At 65.7% G+C, this 20,920-nt stretch carries 15 protein-coding genes; 11 read left to right on the forward strand and 4 right to left on the reverse strand.

What is annotated here, in order from left to right; translation table 11 throughout:
- Window positions 1-15: 15 nt before the first annotated feature.
- From EJ071_RS02485 to EJ071_RS02540, 11 genes are all read left to right on the forward strand, one after another.
- Window positions 16-639: an HD domain-containing protein gene (locus tag EJ071_RS02485; RefSeq protein WP_126096671.1), complete on the forward strand. Its 624-nt coding sequence runs from the start codon at window positions 16-18 to the stop codon at window positions 637-639.
- Window positions 640-641: 2 nt separating this feature from the next.
- The gene (locus EJ071_RS02490) at window positions 642-1,769 is read left to right on the forward strand and encodes a carnitine 3-dehydrogenase (RefSeq protein WP_126096672.1); all 1,128 of its coding nucleotides are present in this window, start codon (window positions 642-644) and stop codon (window positions 1,767-1,769) included.
- Window positions 1,770-1,773: 4 nt separating this feature from the next.
- Window positions 1,774-2,943: an acyl-CoA dehydrogenase gene (locus tag EJ071_RS02495; protein WP_126096673.1), complete on the forward strand. Its 1,170-nt coding sequence runs from the start codon at window positions 1,774-1,776 to the stop codon at window positions 2,941-2,943.
- 58 nt (window positions 2,944-3,001) lie between these two features.
- Complete coding sequence (locus EJ071_RS02500; RefSeq protein WP_126096674.1) at window positions 3,002-5,080, forward strand: acetate--CoA ligase family protein; 2,079 nt, start codon at window positions 3,002-3,004, stop codon at window positions 5,078-5,080.
- The gene (locus tag EJ071_RS02505) at window positions 5,073-5,855 is read left to right on the forward strand and encodes a carnitinyl-CoA dehydratase (RefSeq protein ID WP_126096675.1); all 783 of its coding nucleotides are present in this window, start codon (window positions 5,073-5,075) and stop codon (window positions 5,853-5,855) included. Before EJ071_RS02500 ends, EJ071_RS02505 begins: the two co-directional genes overlap by 8 nt.
- A 256-nt stretch (window positions 5,856-6,111) precedes the next feature.
- A complete protein-coding gene (locus EJ071_RS02515; RefSeq protein WP_126096677.1) occupies window positions 6,112-7,053 on the forward strand; it encodes an alpha/beta hydrolase in 942 nt (313 codons plus the stop codon).
- A 367-nt stretch (window positions 7,054-7,420) separates the two neighbouring features.
- Window positions 7,421-9,400 carry a hypothetical protein gene (locus EJ071_RS02520; RefSeq protein ID WP_126096678.1) on the forward strand — a complete coding sequence of 660 codons (1,980 nt, stop codon included), beginning with the start codon at window positions 7,421-7,423 and terminating at the stop codon, window positions 9,398-9,400.
- Window positions 9,397-13,110, forward strand: a complete 3,714-nt coding sequence (locus EJ071_RS02525; RefSeq protein WP_126096679.1) for a hypothetical protein — start codon at window positions 9,397-9,399, stop codon at window positions 13,108-13,110. The genes EJ071_RS02520 and EJ071_RS02525 overlap by 4 nt, the downstream gene beginning before the upstream one ends.
- Window positions 13,111-13,306: 196 nt before the next feature.
- Window positions 13,307-13,984, forward strand: a complete 678-nt coding sequence (rpe, locus tag EJ071_RS02530) for a ribulose-phosphate 3-epimerase (RefSeq protein WP_126096680.1) — start codon at window positions 13,307-13,309, stop codon at window positions 13,982-13,984.
- A gap of 255 nt (window positions 13,985-14,239) precedes the next feature.
- On the forward strand, window positions 14,240-14,995 hold the full coding sequence (locus EJ071_RS02535) for a GntR family transcriptional regulator (protein ID WP_245460157.1): 756 nt from the start codon (window positions 14,240-14,242) through the stop codon (window positions 14,993-14,995).
- A 183-nt stretch (window positions 14,996-15,178) separates the two neighbouring features.
- Window positions 15,179-16,699, forward strand: a complete 1,521-nt coding sequence (locus tag EJ071_RS02540) for a malonyl-CoA synthase (RefSeq protein ID WP_126102451.1) — start codon at window positions 15,179-15,181, stop codon at window positions 16,697-16,699.
- A 180-nt stretch (window positions 16,700-16,879) separates the two neighbouring features.
- On the opposite strand, the gene nagA is transcribed toward EJ071_RS02540, so the two are convergent.
- The 4 genes from nagA to EJ071_RS02560 are packed head-to-tail and all read right to left on the reverse strand — an operon-like array spanning window position 16,880 to window position 20,722.
- The gene (nagA, locus tag EJ071_RS02545) at window positions 16,880-18,040 is read right to left on the reverse strand and encodes an N-acetylglucosamine-6-phosphate deacetylase (protein WP_126096682.1); all 1,161 of its coding nucleotides are present in this window, start codon (window positions 18,038-18,040) and stop codon (window positions 16,880-16,882) included.
- Entirely contained in the window at window positions 18,037-19,068 is a 1,032-nt protein-coding gene (locus tag EJ071_RS02550; RefSeq protein WP_126096683.1) for an SIS domain-containing protein, read from the reverse strand. Before EJ071_RS02550 ends, nagA begins: the two co-directional genes overlap by 4 nt.
- On the reverse strand, window positions 19,065-19,844 hold the full coding sequence (locus EJ071_RS02555) for a GntR family transcriptional regulator (protein WP_059187808.1): 780 nt from the start codon (window positions 19,842-19,844) through the stop codon (window positions 19,065-19,067). The genes EJ071_RS02550 and EJ071_RS02555 overlap by 4 nt, the downstream gene beginning before the upstream one ends.
- Complete coding sequence (locus EJ071_RS02560; protein WP_126096684.1) at window positions 19,841-20,722, reverse strand: N-acetylglucosamine kinase; 882 nt, start codon at window positions 20,720-20,722, stop codon at window positions 19,841-19,843. Before EJ071_RS02560 ends, EJ071_RS02555 begins: the two co-directional genes overlap by 4 nt.
- Between the last annotated feature and the right edge of the window lie 198 nt (window positions 20,723-20,920).

Below are 20,920 nucleotides of genomic sequence, written 5' to 3' on the forward strand. Positions count from 1 at the left end.
GAAGGGAGTCAAAAAATGGCTACCGTCAAATTCACCGCGATGAAGGATGGCGACAGGCAAGACTACGAATTCCTGACCGCCCACGAGATCGACTATGCCGCCAGGACCGGCGATCGGCTGCTCGACGCCCTCGTGCAGCTCGATGAGGGTTTATCCGGCTACAAGATCACCCGGCTCGGCCATTCGCTGCAGGCGGCGACGCGCGCCTGGCGCGACGGCGCCGACATAGACTGGATCGTCGCGGCGCTGCTGCACGACATCGGCGACATCTATGCGCCCTACAACCACGACGAATATGCCGCGACGATCCTGAAGCCTTTCGTGCGCGAGCAATGCACCTGGGTAGTGGAAAAGCACGGCGACTTCCAGCGCCTCTATTACGCGCATCATCTCGGCGGCAACCGGCATGCCCGCGACCGCTTTGCCGGCCATCTCTATTTCGATGACTGCGACCAGTTCTGCGAGCGCTGGGACCAGTCGAGCTTCGACCCCGACTACGACACGCTGCCGGTCGAGTTCTTCCGGCCCTTCGTGCTCGAAGTCTTCGCGCGCAAGGCCTACGACCCGACAGTGATCCGCGCCGGCGAGCGCGTGCCGCTTACCGATCCAGAAACAGCCAAGACAAGAACCGGAGCCTGAGCATGAGCATCATCAACAAGGCGGCCGCCATCGGCGGCGGCGTGATCGGCGCCGGCTGGGTGGCGCGCCTGCTCTTGAACGGCATCGACGTGTCGATCTTCGATCCGGACCCCGAGGCGTCGCGCAAGGTCAGCGAAGTGATGAAGGGCGCGCGGCGCGCCTACAAGCAGATGCTGCCCGGCGGCCTGCCCAGGGAAGGCAAGCTCACCTTCGCCAAGACGATCGCCGAAGCGGTGGCTGACGCCGATTTCATCCAGGAGAGCGTGCCGGAGCGGCTCGACCTCAAGCACAAGGTGCTGGCCGAGATCGACCTGCATGCGCCGGCCAATGCCATCGTCGGCTCGTCGACCTCCGGCATCAAGCCGACCGACATGCAGGTGGCGATGAAGAAGCATCCGGAACGGCTGGTGGTCGGCCACCCATTCAACCCGGTCTATCTCTTGCCGCTGGTCGAGATCGTCGGCGGCCAGCGGACTTTTCCGGAGGCGATCGAGGTCGCCAGGGAACTCTACGCCTCGATCGGCATGAAGCCGGTGGTGGTGCGCAAGGAGATCGAGGCCTTCGTCGGCGACCGCCTCTTGGAAGCGGCCTGGCGCGAGGCGCTGTGGCTGGTCAAGGACGGCATCTGCACCGTCGAGGAACTCGACGACATCATGCGTTACTCATTCGGCCTGCGCTGGGCGCAGATGGGCATGTTCCAGGTCTATCGCGTCGCCGGCGGCGAGGCCGGCATGCGCCACTTCATGGCGCAGTTCGGGCCCTGCCTGAAATGGCCGTGGACCAAGCTGATGGACGTGCCGGAGTTCAACGACGAGCTGGTCGACCTGATCGCCACGCAATCGGACGAGCAGGCGAATGGCCTGTCGATCCGCGAGCTGGAAAAGATCCGCGACGACAATCTGGTCGCGATCATGGAAGCGCTGTCGAAGCAGAACAAGGGCAAGGGCTGGGGTGCCGGCGCGCTGCACAAGGATTATACGAAACAACTCGCCAAGCTGGCGGCGAAGCCGGCCACCAAGGCAACGGAGAAGGTGAAGGCCGACAAGCCGGCGAAGAAGGCCGCCAAGCCGGCAAAAGCCGTGAAGCCTGCAAAAGCCGACAAGGCGAAGAAGAGCAAGAAGAAGGGCTGAGGCGATGCATTTCGGGCTTTCGGAAGAACAAAAGCTCATCGTCGAGACGACGCGTGCCTTCGTCGAGAACGAGCTTTACCCGCATGAGCGCGAGGTGGAGCGCACCGGCGAACTGCGCCGCGAGTTGATCGACGAACTGAAGGCCAAGGCGATCGCGGCCGGCCTTTACGCCGCCAACATGCCGGCCGACGTCGGCGGCGCCGGTCTCGATACGGTCAGCTGGCTGCTCTACGAGAAGGAGCTTGGCCGCGCTAACTATGCGCTGCACTGGACCTGCGTGGCGCGGCCCTCCAACATCCTGCTCGCCGGCACGCCGGAGCAGCGCGAGAAATATCTCTTCCCCTGCATCCGCGGCGAGAAATGGGACTGCCTGGCGATGACGGAGCCGGGCGCCGGCTCGGACCTGCGCGGCATGAAGGCGACCGCCGTGCAGGACGGTTCGGACTGGGTGCTCAACGGCACCAAGCATTTTATCTCCCATGCCGACCTTGCCGATTTCGCGATTTGTTTCATGGCTTCCGGCGAAGAGGATTCGCCGCGCGGCAAGCGCAAGAAGATCACCGCCTTCTTCGTCGACAAGGGCACCAAGGGTTTCACGGTGCGCGACGGCTACCGCAACGTCTCGCATCGCGGCTACACCAACTCGATCCTCGAGTTCGACGACTGCCGGCTGCCGGCGAGCCAAATCCTGGGCGAAGTGCACAAGGGCTTCGAGGTGGCGAATTCCTGGCTCGGCGCCACGCGCCTGCAGGTCGGCGCCACCTGCCTCGGCCGCGCCGAGCGCGCGCTTTCGCACGCCATCGAATATGCCGCGCAGCGCCAGCAGTTCGGCCAGCAGATCGGCAAGTTCCAGGGGGTGTCCTTCAAGCTCGCCGACATGGCGACGGAGCTGAAGGCCGCCGACCTGATGGTGTTCGAGGCCGGCTGGAAGTACGATCAGGGCACCGTCACCGATCAGGACATGGCGATGGCCAAGCTGAAGGCCACCGAGATGCTGGCTTTCGTTGCCGACGAAGCGATCCAAATCCATGGCGGCATGGGGCTGATGGACGACCTGCCGCTGGAGCGCATCTGGCGCGACGCCCGCGTCGAGCGCATCTGGGAAGGCACTTCGGAGATTCAGCGACATATTATTTCGCGGGCGTTGCTGCGTCCGTTCGGGGTTAGAGCATGATCGCCAAAAATCGGGATCCGGTTTTGGGAAAAGATCGCGCTCAAACGAAAAGATGACCATGCATAAACTCGAACGTCTCCTGCGCCCGAAATCGATCGCCGTGTTCGGCGGTGCGCAGGCCGCCGCCGTCGTCGCGCAATCGATCAAGATGGGCTTTGCCGGCGAGATCTGGCCGGTGCATCCGACCAAGGACGAGGTCGCCGGCCGCAAGGCTTATCGCTCCGTCGCCGACCTTCCCGGGGCGCCGGACGCCGCTTTTGTCGGCGTCAACCGGCATCTCACCATCGAAGTCGTCAAGGCGCTGGCCGAGCGCGGCGCCGGCGGAGCCGTCTGCTTTGCCGCCGGTTTCCTCGAGACCGAGGCCTATGACGAGGATGGCGAGCGGCTGCAGGCGGAGCTCGTCGCCGCCGCCGGCGAGATGCCGATCATCGGCCCGAACTGCTATGGCCTGATCAACTATGCTGACGGCGCGCTGCTTTGGCCCGACCAGCACGGCGGCATCAGGCTGGCCGACGGCGGCAAGGGCGCCGCCATCATCACACAGTCCTCCAACATCGCCATCAACATGACGATGCAGAAGCGCGGCCTGCCGATCGCCTTCCTGATGACGGCCGGCAACCAGGCGCAGACCGGCCTTTCGGAAATGGCACTCGGCCTGATCGAGGACGAGCGCGTCACCTCGCTCGGTCTGCACATCGAGGCGTTCGACTCGGTAGCCGGCTTCGAGAGGTTGGCCGCCCGAGCCCGCGAGCTGAAGAAGCCGATCATCGCCATGAAGGTCGGCCGCTCCGAACAGGCGCGGCAGGCGACTGTCTCGCATACCGCCTCGCTTGCCGGCTCAGACGCCGCCTCCGGCGCCTTCCTGAAGCGGCTCGGCATCGCGCGCGTCGATTCGATTCCGGCCTTCATCGAGGCGCTGAAGCTCTTGCACATCACCGGACCGCTGCCCGGCTACAAACTCTCATCGATGAGCTGCTCGGGCGGCGAAGCCTCCGTCATGGCCGACAGCGCGGAAGGCCGTTGGGTGCATTTCCCGACGCTGAGCGCCGAGCATCGCGCCCATGTCAAATCGACGCTCGGGCCCCTGGTCGCGGTCGCCAATCCGCTCGACTACCACACCTTCATCTGGAACAACGAGCCGGCGATGACGGCCACCTTCACCGCCATGGTGTCGGGCGGCTTCGACCTCAACATGCTGGTGCTCGACTTCCCGCGCCCCGACCGCTGCTCGGACACCGATTGGTGGGCGACGCTGCGCGCTTTCGAGGCGGCGCTGAAGACCAACAGGGCGCAAGGCGCGATCGTGTCGTCGCTGCCCGAGAACCTGCCGGAGGAATACACCGCCGGGCTGATGGCGCGCGGCATGGTGCCACTGTTCGGCATTTCGGAAGCCATGGACGCCGCCCAGGCGGCGGCCTTCATCGGCTGGGCCTGGCGCGAGCCCGCGGCGCAGCCGGTCGACACCACGGCGGCTGGCGCGACCGATGGCGACCATGTCACACCCGACGAGGCCGAGGCCAAGGACAGGCTGATCAAGGCCGGCCTGCCGGTGCCGACAGGCGAGCGCGCTTCCAACGCGGTCGAGGCGGTGATCTCGTCGATGGCGCTCGGCTTCCCGGTGGCACTGAAGGCGCTGGGCGTGACGCACAAGTCGGAAGTCGGCGCGGTGCGGCTGAACCTCAAGGACGCCGAATCCGTCAGCAACGCGGCGCATGACCTGCTGCCGCTCGGCACCGGCCTCTATGCCGAGCGCATGGTACGCGACGGCGTCGCCGAGCTGATCGTCGGCTTCACCCGCGATCCTATGTTCGGCGCCGTGATGACGCTCGGCACCGGCGGCGTGCTGGTCGAGCTGTTGCGCGACAGCGTGACGCTCATGCTGCCGGCGACGCGCGACGACATCGAGGCGGCATTGCGTGGATTGAGGCTCTATCCGCTGCTCGAAGGCTATCGCGGCCGGCCGAAGGCCGACGTCGCGGCCGCCATCGACGCCATCGCCGGCATTGCCGACTTCGTCCAGAAGAATGAAGGCGAGATCGAGGAGCTGGACATCAACCCGCTGATCGTCTGCGCCGAAGGCAAGGGCGCGTGGATCGCCGACACCCTGCTGGTGCTTGGAGAAAAGAAGAATGGCTGACGTCATAACCACCCGCCGCGAAGGCACCATCCTGGAAGTCGCGCTCGACCGGCCGAAAGCCAACGCCATCGACTTGAAGACCTCGCGGCTGATGGGCGAGACGTTCAAGGCGTTCCGCGACGACCCCGCCTTGCGCGTCGCCATCGTCAAGACCGCCGGCGACAAGTTCTTCAGCGCCGGCTGGGACTTGAAGGCGGCAGCGGCGGGCGACGCGGTCGACGGCGACTACGGCGTCGGCGGCTTCGCCGGGCTGCAGGAACTGCGCGACTTGAACAAGCCGGTGATCGCCTGCGTCAACGGCATGGCGGTGGGCGGCGGCTTCGAGCTGGCGCTGTCCTGCGATCTCATCTACGCCTCCGACCATTCCTCCTTCGCGCTGCCCGAGATCCGTGCCGGCACGCTGGCCGACGCAGCCACCATCAAGCTGCCCAAGCGCATCCCCTATCATGTCGCCATGGACCTTCTGCTCACCGGCCGCTGGATGGATGTGGCGGAAGCGCATCGCTGGGGCCTGGTCAACGAGGTGCTGCCCAAGGAGAAGCTCGAGGACCGCGTCTGGGAGATCGCCAGGCTGCTGGCCAGCGGCCCGCCGCTGGTCTTCGCGGCGATCAAGGAGACGGCGCGCGTGGCGGAAGCGCTGACCTTCCAGGACGCGATGAACAAGGTGACCCGCCGCCAGCTGCCGACGGTCGATATCCTCTATGGCTCGGAGGACAATCTGGAAGGGTTCCGGGCGTTCGCCGAAAAGCGCGAGCCGGTGTGGAAGGGGAAGTAGTCTCACAGACGATGGCGTTCCTTCGCACCCCCCTCTGCCCTGCCCGTCCTTCGCAGCAGCTGCGCTGCAGCTACGGAGGGTGGACCGGGCATCTCCCCCGCAAGGGAGATCGGATGTCGCCGTCGCTTTCGCCAATCGCCGACGTTGAAGGAGAAGTGCCGTCGACGAAACTGCCAATCTCCCCCCTTGCGGGGGAGATGGCCGGCAGGCCAGAGGGGGGTGCCCAGGCTCGACCTCCAAAGTCGGTCCAAATACTATGACCGACTACAGAAAATTGATCGACGCCGAGACCTGGGCCTTCATCGACAAGACCAATTCCTATTGTCCGCCTGACACGATCGACTACACGATCGCCGAGCAACGGGCGATCTACGACCGGATGTGCCGGGAATTCTTCGCCGGCTATCCGCAAGGCGTAACGACGGAAACGACGGCAATAGCCACGCCGACCAACAGCATCCCGATCCGCATCTACCGCAACACGGAACCGAACGGAGCCGCCATGGTGCTTTATGTCCATGGCGGCGGCTTCATCCTTGGCGGGCTGGACAGCCATGACGATGTCTGCGCCGAGCTTTGCGCCCGCACCGGCTATGACGTTACCTCGGTCGACTACCGGCTGGCGCCGGAGCATCTGCATCCGGCCGCCTTCGATGACGTCATGGACGCGTTCGAATGGGCGGCCAGGACCTACGACTGCCCGGTCGTGCTTTGCGGCGACAGCGCCGGCGGCAATCTCTGCGCCGCGGTTGCTCATGCCACGCGCGGCCACAAGAAAAAGCCGATCGGCCAGGTGCTGATCTATGCGGGCCTTTTCGGCGATCGTTCGAAGGGCTCCTATGTGACGCATGCCGAGGCGCCGATGCTGACGGCGCGCGATATCGAGTTCTACAAGCATATCCGTACCGGCGGCGTGGACCAGACCGGCGATATCACACTCTACCCACTCGCCGATGCCGATTTCGCCTACCTGCCGCCCACAGTGCTGATCACCGCGCAATGCGATCCGCTATCCTCCGACGGCGAGGCCTATCGTGACCACGTCGTCGCGGCCGGCGGGAGAGCCTGGTGGTTCGAGGAGCCGGGGCTGGTGCATGGCTATCTGAGGGCGAGGCACACGGTCGGCCGGGCGCGATCGAGCTTCACCCGCATCGTCGAGGCGGTATCCGTGCTCGGCAAGGGCGAGTGGATCTGGTGATCCTCCCAGGCGGCCAGGACAGCTCCTCCCCGAAACATCTCCCGCTTTGAACCTTTCCGCGTCAGCCCGCGACTGACGACCAGGCACCGCATGGTGCGGGCGGAAAGGAGGCCCCTCTATGACCCGAAACCCAGAGGCTCCGCGGTCTCCGGGAGCAACACGAGCTCAACGCGACCACCGTCTCCGGGACGAGGTCGATGCGCTGGGCTTTCGGCTGATTCCGTTGACCCTGCCAGGCAGCCGGCGTATCGTCATCAAGCGGAAAATAGACAATTCTATCAAGGACGAACGAGCCGGAACGCCGCGCCTTAGCCTGATTTGCGCGGCGACCACGGAGGGTTCTTCCGACGGCTTCGGGGGGAGTTCAATGTCTTGCGACCGCGGCTCGTTCGTGACTTCTCGCGCCGGCGGTTTGCGGCGTGCAATAACGACAACCGGTGGAATTCTTGCCCTGGCGTTGTCCGCTGGCCTTTGGCTCGGCGGCGCGTCACAGGCCCAGGAAACCCGGATCATCTATCCCGGCTCGATGGCTGTGACCGGCTTCCCCGGCACTGTCATCCCCGATTTCGAGCAAGGTTTACCGCCCGGCGTCGATCCGGTCGACGAAACCTTCATCGACACATCGCAGGCCTCGTTGCGGATTTTCGACGTCTCGCGTCTCGGCGGCCCGGCCTCCGGCCAGCTCGTCTACACGCCGCCGCCTTTCGAGGTGACGGCCGGCCAGATCGGCGAGGTGTTCGGCCTTACCTATGACGACGGCGTGCGCGATGGCGTGCCGTCGGGCATCCCCAACCTCTATGCGGCGGCGACCTCGCTGCATGGCATCGAGATCGTCACGCCGGATGCCGACGATGACGGCCGCCCCGAGCGGCAGCGCCGCGGCACCGCCAGTGCGACCTTCATGGACGGCCAGTTCGGCATCGAGAACGGCGGCGGTCCAGGCACGATCTGGAAGGTCGACGGCATCACCGGCGCGGTCTCGAAATTCGCCGACATCGACACCAACAGCGGGCCCGGCATCGCCAATCTCGCCTTCGATCCCATCCACCGAGAGTTCTTCGCCTCCGATCTCGATACCGGCCTGATCCACCGCATGGACCCCGACGGCAATCTGATCGACAGCTTCGACCATGGCGTCGCCCGACGTCCGGCACATGGCCTTGCGCCGGTCGCCGATGACGGCGCCGTGATGGACATCCATGCCGCCGCTTTCGACAGCCAAGACCCGAAGACCTGGGGCTATACCCAGGACGAGCGCCGCGTCTGGGCGATCTCCTATCATGGCGGCCGGCTCTACTATTCCGTCGGCGAGAAGGCGGAGATCTGGTCGGTCGGCATTGCGAGCGACGGAAGCTTTGCCGGCGATCCGCGCTGGGAGCTGACGGTCAAGGCCGACCAGGACTATGCCGTCACCGATATCGCCTTCGACAACAAGGGCTTCCTGTATCTCGCCCAGCGCGGCCCGATCGAGAACCGCTATGACTACAGCGGCTTCGCCTCATCCGGCAAAGGCGAGGTCATCCGCTACCAGCGCGAGGACCCGGACGATCCGGCGACCGAATCGGTCTGGGTGGAAGTGCCGCAGGAATACGCGATCGGCTTCCCGCAGGGCAACCGCCAGTCGGCCGGCGGCGTCGACCTGCAATACCGCTACGATGCCGAGGGCAATCTGGACACCAGCGTTTGCACCGACACTGTCGTCAACACCGGCGACAAATTGCGCGACAATCCGGAGCTTGCCGAGCGGCTCGCCGCCGGCGGCCCGCTTGCCGTGCATGGCGTGCAGCTCACGCCGAGCGCGCTGGTCAAGCCGGCCAACGTGCCGCCCTTCGGCTCATGGTTCGTCGACTTCGACGGCTATTTCGAAGACCCGGACGTCGAAGGCCATGTCGGCGACGTCAGGGTCTGGCGCCCTTGCGAAGGCCGTGCCGGCTATTATGAGGACATCCCCGGCGGCGGCTACCTGCCTCCCTTCTATCCGCCTGATTTCCCGCCGCCCGGCAACCTGCCGCCCTGCATCGATGTCGAGGACGTCCAGTATTTCTGCACGCCTCGCGGGCTTCAGGCCGATCTCTATCTCAAAGACCCGGCCGGCTTCGGCGGCGATTCGATCAAGGCTCTGTCCAAGACGCCGGGCGTCGGGGTGACCTCACCCATATCGCACGCGCCGGGCAAGCCCTACACGATCGACATCACCGGCCATAATCCGGGCGAAACCGTCAATGTCGGGCTCTGCTTCTACCGGAAGTCCGACCGGGACAAGGGCGGTTACTATCCTTGCTGCAAGATGACGCTGCCGCTCAGAACGCCGGCCGTCAGCTGCGAAGCGCCGAGGAGGGGCAGATGAACGATCTCGCCCTTTCCCGCTTCGCTTCGCGCAAAACCGTCATGGAGACGATCATGAAACCCCTGTCATACGCCAGGCGCGGCGCGCGCTGGCTGATGGCGGCCGGTATCGCGGTCGCCATGACGCCGGCGCTGCCGGCGCTCGCCCAAGACAAGGCTCCGGCCGCGGCCGCCAATCCGGAATCCGCTCCTGAACAGCGCGGCATCAATCCGGAACTCGGGCGAATCGTGCCCTTCTTCACCAAGATAGGCGGCCAGAGAAGCTGCGATACCGTCGAATATGTCCTGAGCTTCGGCATCCACGGCGACCCGCAGGACTTCGACCGGCCAAGCGTGGCGGCCCTCTTGAAAGCGACAAGGCTCGACTTCAGGGACCAGCTGCCGCACGGCCTGCAGATCGTCAGCGTCGACGTCGTCGGCGACGGCACGAGCGCTTCCGGCGGACCGCTGCCCGCCGCTTCGATCAGCACATCGGCCGGCCCGGACGATACGACGACCGTCTCCAATTTCCGGATCAGCGCCTCCAACCTCGACGGCGTCGGTCCTGCCAACGAACGCGTGATCACCTTCCGGATTGCGGCCAAGATAGACCATGCCGCCTTTCCCGCACCGGCGACGGTCGACAACCAGGGCGAGATGAAAGTGGCCCTCAGGGGTGGTCCGGCAACCACGATCCCGTCACAGGATCCGGACAAGCCCGACGACGGCGATTTCCTCACTGGCGTGAAGACTTCGATCAAGATCGACCTGAGCAAATGCAACCCGCCGCCTCCGCCTCCCGGCAAGGAATGCTTCAAGGTCGAGCGCGGCACGGTCGACTGCGTGCCCGGCGGCGGCGCCTTCATCTACCACATGCCGGTCGGCCCGGAGATGGGCGGCAAGTGGGTGCAGGTGTCGACGACGACGCCCGGCATCACCATCGTTCCCGACACGCAACAGGTGCCTGCGGGCGGCGGCGTGCTGAACTGGAAGATCATCGGCGCCTCGCCCGGCGATGCCATCCATCTCGTCGTCACCGGCATCGACACCTATGCCGGGCCGAAGGAAGGCTGGGGGCTCTGCTGCACGCAGACGATCGACATCGTCATTCCGCGCGACCTCAGATGCCCGCCTGAAAAGCAGCCCGACCTCAAGGTCGAGAAGTGGGCCGAGGTGCCGCGTTGCACGATGGCCGGCGGCTGCGATTTCACCATCACGGTCACCAATGTCGGCGACGGGCCCTACAACGGCAAGATCGTGCTCGACGAGGTGACGCTGCCGGCGGGCTCGGTGGTCACTTCAGGACCGAATCCGCCCTGGGTCTGCGCGCCCGCAATGACGCCGATGACCTGCACCCATCCGGTGACCACGCTCAACCCCGGCGCCTCCGTCAACCTCAAGCTCGGCTTCAAGCCGGCCGGCGGCTGGCAGGGCGGCGTGCTGCGCAACTGCGCCGCCTATGATTACCAGGCCAGCGGCAAGCCGCTGTTCGGCAGCCAGCAGAACGACCGCGGCTGCGCCTCGATCCCGATCTGCCGTCGTGGCGATCGCGACCCGCGGTGCCAGCCTCCGGTCGAGAAGAAGGTCGACCTGATCCTGAAGAAGCGCGCCCGCGTCCCGGTCTGCACGCTGGAGGGTGTCTGCTATTTCGTGATCGACATCATCAACAACGGCACCAACACCTATAACGGGCCGCTGACGGTGATCGACACCTATCCCGGCGGCGCGCCGACCTCCTCGACCTTCGGGCCGAGCCCGCCATGGACCTGCGGACCGAACGGCCCCGGCCAGTTCCGCTGCGACAATGCCGGCATCTCGCTGCCTCCGGGCGCTTCGACGCCGATCGTCGTCAAGGCGGTGATGCCGGCAAACTACCGGCCGGATAGCGTCGAGAATTGCGCCGAGGTGAAGGCCATCCCCGGCGAGGCCGACCTCGCCAACAACAAGGCCTGCGCGACCGAGCGCATCCGCCATCCGAACGGCGGCCAGCCCGGCCTGCGCATCACCAAAATATGCGAGGGCTCGCTCGCCGGTGCCGCGGCGATTTCCTGCCGGATCACCGTCAGCAACGCCGGCACCGCCGCCCCCACCGGTCTGGTGCGGGTCAATGATGCCGCCACGCTTATATCGGGCGGTATGCCGGCAGCCATCCAGACCGTGACCCCCGACGGCGCTGACTGGAGCTGCGGGCCGGTGCCTGCCAACACGCTGTCGTGCCAGATTCCCGGCGCGGTCATGACGCCCGGAACCAGCCGGCATTTCGACGTGACGGTGAGCGCCAATGGCGCGTTCGAGAACTGCGCGCGCGGCTCCTATGGGCCGGCGCCGGGCGACGATATCGTCTATCCGATCGGCCAGGCCTACGCCAAGGGCGGCGGCGCCTCGACCATCCGCGTCGAGAAGACCGGCGATGCCGAGTGCCAGCCGGGCGCGCCCTGCTCGTTCGAGATCACTATCGCGAACGATGGGCCAAACGCCTTCTCCGGCCCGGTCCGCATCGGCGATGCGGTCGGTCTGGACGGCGTTGGCCGCCTGGAAGGCGTTCCGATCGCCTCGATCGATCCGCCCTTCGGCTGCTCGCCGGAACCGACGACGCTGCCGGCATCCTGCATCGCCAAGCTGACGCTTGGCGCCGGTGAAAGCCACACGCACCATGTCAGCGTGGTCCTTCCCGACCTTGCCAAACTGCAGGGCGCGGTCAGCGGGCAGAACTGCGTCGGCGTGCTCTCGCCGAACACGCCGGTGCAGGGCGGCAGCGACGTGCTGTCGCGCGCCCCGACCAACGCACAGGGCGATCGCGGCAAGGCCTATGCCTGCCACCCCTTCACCATCAAGCGTGAAGCGAAGACCCAATGCTCGGCCGGCATGGTGCTCAACTCGGCCGGCCGCTGCGCCTGCCCGGAGGGCACCAGCTTCCGGAACGGCCAGTGCTCCGGCGGCGGCACCCAGCTTCTGCCGCTGCCAGTACCGCAACGCTGCGTCCTGCTCAAGGGCCAGATCCGGACCGAGGATGGGCGCTGCGTTTGTCCGCGCGGCACCGAGCTGGAAAACGGCAAATGCGTACGGGGCGAGCAGCCGCAGGAGCCGCAGTGCACGCTGCGTCCCGGCCAATACCGCGACCAGGACGGCAATTGCGTGTGCCGGCGTGGCGAGCTGGTGAACGGCGTCTGCCAGGTCGTTCCGCCGAAATGCACGATCCGTGGCGCCGTGCCGACTTCAAATGGCTGCGTCTGCCCGAAGGGCACGCATCTCGACCGCGTCGCCAAGGCCTGCGCGCCCGACAGGCAGCCGCCCAGCCAGTGCCGGATTCGCGGCCAGGTGCGCAATGCCGACGGTGATTGCGTCTGCCCGAGGGGAATGGAGGTGAGGGGTAAGGTCTGCGCGCCGGTCAAGAAGCCGCAAGCGTGCTCCATCCGCGGCCAGATCCTCAACAAGCGTGGCGCCTGTGTATGCCCGCGCGGCACCGAGGTGATAGAAGGCAGGTGCGGCACGTTCGAAGACGCTGAATGCGCTCCGGGCTCGCAGATGATCGACGGCATTTGCCAGCCGATCGTCAGGCGGCGCTGCCCGGTCGGGACGACCGGACGGTATCCGGACTGCTTCCCGATCCGCAGGCGGCCAGGCCTGGAGATCGATCCGAACCTGCTGCTCAATCCGAACATCCTGCAGCAGCTGGTGCCAAGGGACCGACCAAGATTGCAACGGAACCCGGCGACCAACAACCTTCAGTAACGGAGCTGCGGCCACATCGCGAACCCGCCGGAGCAATCCGGCGGGTTGTTATTTTCCCGCGTCCCAGCCGCGTTCCTGTGCGCCTGCCGACCGATGCGGAAAACATGCTTCCCCTTGGCTGGACGATGGTCTAGGCAGACCCGCATGGAAGGCGCGCGGCCCAGCGCGCCGACGTGGATGCCGGGAGAGGCCTTTCATGAGCAAGAAGACCCTGATCGCGCCGTCGGTGCTGGCGTCGGATTTCTCGAAGCTCGGCGACGAGGTCGAGGCGGTCGCGGCCGCCGGCGCCGACTGGATCCATCTCGACGTGATGGACGGTCATTTCGTGCCCAACATCACCTTCGGCCCATCGGTGATCAAGGCGATCCGCAACCGGACAAAAACCTTCTTCGACTGCCATCTGATGATCGCGCCGGCCGACCCCTATCTGGCTGCCTTCGCCGAGGCCGGCTGCGACGGCATGACCGTGCATGCCGAGGCCGGCCCGCATCTCGACCGTTCGCTGCAGACCATCAAGGGCCTCGGCAAGAAGGCCGGCGTCTCGCTCAACCCGGCGACGCCGGAAACGGCGATCGAATATGTGCTCGACCGGCTCGACCTCATCCTGCTCATGACCGTCAATCCCGGTTTCGGCGGCCAGGCGTTCATCCCGGCCATCGTCGACAAGGTGAAACGCGTCAAAGCGCTGATCGGCAACCGCCCGATCCGCATCGAGATCGACGGCGGCGTCTCGCCGGAAACAGCGCCGCTGGTGACCGCCGCCGGCGCCGACGTGCTGGTGGCGGGGGCGGCCATCTTCAAAGGCGGCACCGTCGAAGCGTATCGGGCAAATATAGAGGCAATCCGCTCCGCAGCCGACAAGGCCGCCAATTAAAGTATGCGACGCAGCTCTTCTAGCGGAGGTTGCACACTCCAATCGCGCTATTGAACCGTTGTTCAATATATCTTGTTGGCCATAAAAATCGTAGGCGGATTTTACTTTACTCGATAATAGACCGCCCCCTTGTCTAAAAGTCGAGTATCATCATCTTCCGCTTTGAGGCGGCAATGCCCGACTGTATGATACATGTACGGGAAATTGCTTCGCCGAGGGGCCCTGGCAAAACAGGGGCAAGCAATGGGAGTTCGATTGACATACGGAAATGCCGATACGGGCCAAGGCAAGGGTGCCAAGAGCACGCTGGCCAGTTCGGTCTACCATCAGCTCCGCGAGGACCTGCTGCGTGGAGCTTTGGAAGCCGAGGGCAAGCTGCGCGTCGAATGGGTCGTTTCCCGCTATGGCGCCGGCGCCTCGCCGGTACGCGAAGCGCTCAACCGCCTCGCCGCCGAGGGCCTGCTCGGCCGCCATGACCAGCGCGGCTTCTTCCTGATGCCGGTGAGCGCGGCCGAGCTGGAGGAGCTGACCCGCACGCGCTGCTGGCTGGAGGAACGCGCGTTGCGCGAATCCATAGCGCACCGCACGGCCGAGTGGGAAGAACAGCTGGTGCTCGCCCTGCACCGGCTGGCGCGCGCCGAGCGGCGCCAGCCAAGCGAACCGGCAACCAACAATCCGGAATGGGAGAAGCTGCACCGCGCCTTCCACCGCGCGCTGATCTCGGCATGCCGGTCGCACTGGCTGATCGGCTTTTGCGACCAGCTTTCCGACCAGGCCTCCCGCTACCGGCTGATCTCGCAGCGCGGTCCGGGCTCCGAACGGGACGACCTCGGCGAGCACCGGACGATCGCCGAGCACACGCTGGACGGCGATGCCGACGGCGCGGTCGAAGCCTTGCTCAGCCACTACCGGCTGACGGCGGAGATGTGCATGGCGCGCTTTAACGAGGGCTACGGTCCGAAGGCCGGCTCGGGCAAGGTTTCGCGCGGCCGCAAACAGCCGTCCATGTAGCTGCCCATCGCCGGCAAATCTGGTATTCGCTCTGGCTAAAGCGCGTCGCGATCTTTCAGATTCGCTGCGCTTTAGTTTTTTGATTTTACGCATGTCTTTGTCCCGAAACCGGTTCCCACTTTCGGGAGACATGCTTTAGGCCGATGCATCGAATGTCATCGGCAACGAGGCCAGGGAATGACCATGACCAACCACCTGTTCGACGCTTTCCGCGCCAGCATGCCGGCGCCTGGCCAAATGTTAATGGAGACCGATAACGGACGTTCGATCTCCTATGGCGACATGCTGGCGCGGTCCGGGCAATTTGCGCGTGCGCTTGTCGAAACGGGCGTCCAGCCCGGAGATCGCGTCGCCGTGCAGGTGGAGAAGACGCCGGAAGCGCTGCTGCTGTATCTCGCCTGTCTGCGCGCCGGCGCCGTCTTCCTGCCGCTCAACACCGCCTATACGTTGCCGGAGCTCGACTATTTCTTCCGCGACGCGGAACCGCGGCTGGTCGTCTGCGATCCGGAAAAGGCAGGCGATATCCAATCGCTTGCCGCGTCGGTGGGCGCCGCGACGCCGACGCTTGGCCGCGATGGGCGGGGCACGCTCGCGGATCGCGCCAAGGTGCAGCCGGAGGATTTTGCGAATGTAGCGCGCGGTCCGGACGATCTTGCCGCCATCCTCTATACCTCGGGCACGACCGGCCGATCCAAGGGCGCCATGCTCAGCCACGAGAACCTCGCCTCCAACGCGCGCGTGCTCACCGAGCACTGGCGCTTCGGCGCCGACGACGTGCTGATCCACTCGCTGCCGATCTTCCACACGCACGGCCTGTTCGTCGCCACCAACGTCATCCTGATGGCCGGCGCCAAGATGTTATTCGAGCAGAAATTCGATCCCGCCCGTGTCATCTCGCTTCTGCCGCGCGCGACCGCGCTGATGGGCGTGCCGACCTTCTATGTGCGGCTTTTGCAGCAGGAGGGCCTGACGAAGGCTGTGGCGAGCCACATGCGGCTGTTCATCTCCGGCTCGGCGCCGCTGCTTGCCGAGACGCACAATGCCTGGCGCGAGCGCACCGGCCACGCCATCCTCGAGCGCTACGGCATGACCGAAACCAACATGAACACGTCCAACCCCTATGACGGCGAGCGGCGCGCCGGCACAGTCGGCTTTCCCCTGCCCGGCGTCTCCTTGCGCATCGCCGATCCCGAGACGGCCAAGCCGCTGGCCCAGGGCGAGATCGGCATGATCGAGGTGAAGGGACCGAACGTCTTTGCCGGCTACTGGCGGATGTCGGAGAAGACCAAAGCCGAGTTCCGCGGCGACGGGTTCTTCATCACCGGCGATCTCGGGCTGATCGACGCCGACGGCTATGTCCACATCGTCGGTCGCGGCAAGGACCTGATCATCTCGGGCGGCTACAACGTCTATCCGAAGGAAATCGAGAGCGAGATCGACGCGCTTGAAGGCGTCGGCGAAAGCGCAGTGATCGGCGTCGCCCATCCGGATTTCGGCGAAGGCGTCACGGCGGTCGTGGTGCGCAGGCCGGGATCGGCGATCAGCGCCGCCGACATTGCCGGCGCCATCGCCGGGCGGCTGGCGAAATACAAGCATCCGAAGCAGGTGATCTTCGTTGATGAACTGCCGCGCAACACGATGGGCAAGGTGCAGAAGAACGTTTTGCGCGAGACGTATAAGGATATATATGCCAAAGCCGGCTAATAATACTGCGTCGTCATCCTAGGGCGAAGCAAGGAGCGAAGCGACGCGGCGCAGACCCTAGGATCCATTCCGTGACGCTAAGGCATTGCAACGGTTATAGAATTCTGCACCGTTGCGCTCTACGGCAGAGCTCACGGCATGGATCCTCGGGTCAAGCCCGAGGATGACGAAGGAATAGGCTCAGGCGGAAAACACCTTCTCGCCGCCGATCCAGACGCTCTTTACATCCAGATCCTCCGACAGCCCGACAATGTCGGCGGCGGTGCCGTTGGCGAAGCGGCCGAGCCGGTGCGCCTGGCCGATCGCTTGCGCCGGATAGAGCGAGGCCATGCGGAGCGCCTCGTCGAGATCGAGCCCGATCACACGATGGACGAAGCGCACGGCGGAAATCATGTCGAGGTCGGCACCGGCCAGCGTGCCGTCGGCAAGCCTGAGACTCCCGTCCTTGCGATAGATGGTGCGGCCGTTCAGCGTGAAGGAGGTCATGTCGGTGCCGATCGTCGCCATGGCGTCGGTGACCAGCAGGATCTTGCCCGGACCCTTCTTGGCATTGAGCGCGAGCGTCATCGTGCCGGGATGGACATGGATGCCGTCGGCGATGATGCCGGCGTAGAAATTGCCGGTGTCTATGGCGGCGCCGGCCAGCCCCGGCTCGCGATTGCCGATCTGGCTCATGGCATTGAAGAGATGCGTGACGACGGTGGCACCGGCCTCGGCGAAGGCCGTTGCCGTGGCATAGTCGGTGTCGGAATGGCCGAGGCTGACGACGGTGCCGGCCTTGGCCAGCGCCGTGACGCGGCCCGGCTCGACCGATTCCGGCGCAATCGTGGTGAGCAGGACCGGCAGATCCCGGCGCGCGGCGACCAGCGCGGCCTGGTCGGCGTCGGTCATCGGCCGGATCAGAGCCGGATCATGCGCGCCCTTGCGCGCGACGGACAGATGCGGCCCTTCGAGATGCAGGCCGAGGAAACCCGGCACGTTCTTCCGCGCTGCCTCGGCGCCGGCGGCGACCGCTGCGGCGGTGATCGCCGGCGTGTCGGTGATCAGCGTCGGCAGCAGCGCCGTGGTGCCGAAGGGCGCATGCGCCCGGCAGATGGTCTCGATCGAGGCGACATCGGGATGGTCGTTGAGCATGACGCCGCCGCCGCCATTGACCTGGATGTCGACAAAGCCGGGGACCAGCAGGCGGCCGCCGGTCTCGACTTTGGATACCCCGGACGGAACGGCGCCAAGGGGCAGGATGGCCTCGACAAGACCGTCCTTGACGAGGAGAGCCGCGTCTTCGTGCCAGTCGGCACCGTCGAAGATGCGGGCACCGGTGAGGGCGAAACGGTCGCTCATACGGTTTCCGTCACCTTGCGCAGGTTGCGCGGCGCATCCGGATCGAGGCCGCGATGGCGGGCGAAGGCCTCGACAAAGCCGTAGAAGGACACGATCAGCGGCAGCGGATCGGTCAGCGGATGGCCGGTCGCGACATGCGGCAGCAGCTTGGCGCTCCTTGCCTTGTCGGAGGTGACGAAAGCCGCCGCGCCCTTGGCCGCCAAGCTGTCGGCGGCCTCGGCCACCGAAGGCTCCGACGCGTCGCGGGCGGCGAGCGCCAGGACCGGAAAGCCCGGCCCGACCAGCGCCAGTGGCCCATGCATGACTTCCGCCGCGCTGTAGGCCTCGGCATGCATGGCGCAGGTCTCCTTGAACTTCAGCGCCGCCTCGCTGGCAATCGCGAAGGACGGGCCGCGGCCGAGGATGAACAGCGACTGCGGGGTCTCAAGCGCCGCCGCCAGCGCCATCCAGTCGCAAGCGATCGCCTTTTCGAAATGTTCGGGCAGGCGGGCAAGTGCTGAAAGCAGCGGCTCATCGCCGGTGCTGTGCGCCATCAGCGCCAAGGCGGCGACGGCCGAATTGACGAAGGTCTTGGTGGCCGCGACGCTGCGCTCAGGCCCGGCGAGGATGTCGATGGCATAGTCGGAGGCGCGCGCCAGCGGCGAGTCGGCGGTGTTGGTGATGGCGACGGTCAGCGCGCCGCCCGTCCTTGCCGTTTCGGCCATGGCGACGATGTCGGGGCTCTTGCCCGACTGCGAGATCGCGAGGCAAGCCGAGCCGCGCAGCCTGAGCTTCGCGCCGTAGATGGAGGCGATCGACGGGCCGACCGAAGCGACGGCAAGGCCGGCCGTCAGCTCGACAGCATATTTCATGAAAGTGGCGGCATGATCGGACGAGCCGCGCGCCACGGTGACGACGAAATGCGGATCGCGCTCGCGAAGGCCGCGGCCGGCTTCGGCAAGCATCTTGGCCGAGCCATCCAGCAGGCGGGCGGTGGCCTGCGGGATCTCCTCGATCTCGCGCCGCATATGGGTGGCGGTTGCGCTCATGGCCGGATCTCCTCTCCCGGCCCGGTCAGCCGGAGTTCCGCGACGAAGTCATAGGCGTCGCCCCTGTATATCGAGCGGGTGAACTCGATCACCTTGCCGCTCGCCAGATAGGAAATACGTTCGATGTGCAGCCCGGCAACCCCGGGCGGCACTTCCAGCAGGCGCGCATCACCATCGCCGAGATTGGCGGCCGAGATGCGCTGCACCGCCCGTACCGGGCGGTTGCCGGTCAATTCCAGCGCCGCGTAGAGCGAGGAGCCGATCGCCTCGGGGTCGGGCAGCACGCTCGCCGAAATTGCGGCGCGCTCGATCGCCAGCGGCGTGTCGTTGGCGATGCGCAGGCGCGCCACGCGCGCCACCAGCTCGCTCGACGACAGGCCGAGCACCATCATCTCGTCCGGCGAGGGCGCATAGAGGCCGCGGTCGAGCCAGGCCGAGCGCACAACCATGCCGCGGCGTGCCATGTCCTCGGTGAAGGAGGTGAGCCTCGACAGCGATTGCTCGACGCGCTCCATGCGCGGCGCGACGAAGGTGCCGGAGCCATGGCGCTGGACGAGGATGCCGCCCTTGACCAGATCCTGCACCGCCTTGCGCACGGTGACGCGCGAGATGTCGGCCTTGCTGGCGATATCGCGCTCGGACGGCAGCGCGTCGCCCGGGCCGATCAGGCCGCGATTGACCGCTTCCTCGATGCTTTTCCGGAGCTGCAGGTAGAGCGGCGCTCCGCTTTGCGACGACTCCTTTAGCATGGCGAAAATCTGGTCGGCGGCGCTCATCGGTCAGCCCCCGACTTGCCGGCGAAGATGCGCACCGCCATCTGCACCGCGCCGCCAAGCGCATCGTCAAGCGGGGCTTTCAGAAGCGCCCGATAGCGTGCGGAAAGACGCGGCGCGTAGAGCGCCGCCAAGCCGCCGAGCAGGCAGAGCGGAGCGTCGTCCGCAAGATCGAGCGCACCGAGCGAGGCCTCGACGTCGGCAACCGCCTTGTCGAGGATCCAGTTGGCGACGAGGTCGCCCTTTTCGGCATGCTCGAAGACTTTTGGCGCGAAGCCGCCGAAGTCGCCAGGCTTGGCGTTGGTGGTGAATTCGACCACGTCCTCGGGATTGTTGCGGAAGACGGCAAGCATGGCGTCCGTCAGCGGCGAACCGGGGCGGATGCCGTCATAGGCTAGCAGCGTCTGCTCGAGCAGATCACGGCCAATGCGGGCGCCGCTGCCCTGGTCGCCGACCTGGAAGCCCCAGCCGCCGATGGCGCGTGACTTGCCCGCCTTACGCGCCATATAGGCGGTGCCGGTGCCGAGAATGGCCATGGCGCCGTCGCCGGAACCGACCGCGCCTTCGAGCGCGATCTCGGCATCGGTCTCGACGCGGCTTTTGCTGAAGGGCAGGATTGCTTCCAGCTGCTGCCTGTAGGTGCCGACATTGGCGCCGGCGAGACCCAGAATGGCAGGCGTCTCAGGGATCAGCTCCGGATCCTTGCCGGCGGCGAGGAATGCCTGCCTGGCCGCGTCGACGATGTTGGCGCGCGCGCCGGTAAGATCGGTGCGGATGTTGGCCGCGCCGCTTTTGGCACGGCCAACGACAGCGCCGTCGGCGGTCGCAAGGGCCGCCCTGCAGCTGGTGCCGCCGCCATCGATGCCAAGCACGAATTTCACGCGATTTCTCCTCGGGCAGGATAATACCAATAAAATACCAATAGCCAAGCGTTAATTTTCGTTCAAAAAAGATTAAGGCGCATTTTATTGAAAAATCACTGAAATTTGCCGGCGATACAATTCCAAGCGGCGAAATCCATTAATGGATGTGGACAAGTGGTATTTTTTTGGTATTGTTCCCTTCAGTTGGAGGAAAGC

Origin of the sequence: Mesorhizobium sp. M1B.F.Ca.ET.045.04.1.1 (assembly GCF_003952465.1) — a bacterium.
GTDB lineage: Bacteria > Pseudomonadota > Alphaproteobacteria > Rhizobiales > Rhizobiaceae > Mesorhizobium > Mesorhizobium shonense.

Excerpts from the sequence above, each read along its gene's own strand:
- EJ071_RS02485 (WP_126096671.1), top strand. The coding sequence starts at position 16 with ATGGCTACCGTCAAATTCACCGCGATGAAGGATGGCGACAGGCAAGAC.
- EJ071_RS02490 (WP_126096672.1), top strand. The coding sequence starts at position 642 with ATGAGCATCATCAACAAGGCGGCCGCCATCGGCGGCGGCGTGATCGGC.
- EJ071_RS02495 (WP_126096673.1), top strand. The coding sequence starts at position 1,774 with ATGCATTTCGGGCTTTCGGAAGAACAAAAGCTCATCGTCGAGACGACG.
- EJ071_RS02500 (WP_126096674.1), top strand. The coding sequence starts at position 3,002 with ATGCATAAACTCGAACGTCTCCTGCGCCCGAAATCGATCGCCGTGTTC.
- EJ071_RS02505 (WP_126096675.1), top strand. The coding sequence starts at position 5,073 with ATGGCTGACGTCATAACCACCCGCCGCGAAGGCACCATCCTGGAAGTC.
- EJ071_RS02515 (WP_126096677.1), top strand. The coding sequence starts at position 6,112 with ATGACCGACTACAGAAAATTGATCGACGCCGAGACCTGGGCCTTCATC.
- EJ071_RS02520 (WP_126096678.1), top strand. The coding sequence starts at position 7,421 with ATGTCTTGCGACCGCGGCTCGTTCGTGACTTCTCGCGCCGGCGGTTTG.
- EJ071_RS02525 (WP_126096679.1), top strand. The coding sequence starts at position 9,397 with ATGAACGATCTCGCCCTTTCCCGCTTCGCTTCGCGCAAAACCGTCATG.
- rpe (WP_126096680.1), top strand. The coding sequence starts at position 13,307 with ATGAGCAAGAAGACCCTGATCGCGCCGTCGGTGCTGGCGTCGGATTTC.
- EJ071_RS02540 (WP_126102451.1), top strand. The coding sequence starts at position 15,179 with ATGACCAACCACCTGTTCGACGCTTTCCGCGCCAGCATGCCGGCGCCT.
- nagA (WP_126096682.1), bottom strand. The coding sequence starts at position 18,040 with ATGAGCGACCGTTTCGCCCTCACCGGTGCCCGCATCTTCGACGGTGCC.
- EJ071_RS02550 (WP_126096683.1), bottom strand. The coding sequence starts at position 19,068 with ATGAGCGCAACCGCCACCCATATGCGGCGCGAGATCGAGGAGATCCCG.
- EJ071_RS02555 (WP_059187808.1), bottom strand. The coding sequence starts at position 19,844 with ATGAGCGCCGCCGACCAGATTTTCGCCATGCTAAAGGAGTCGTCGCAA.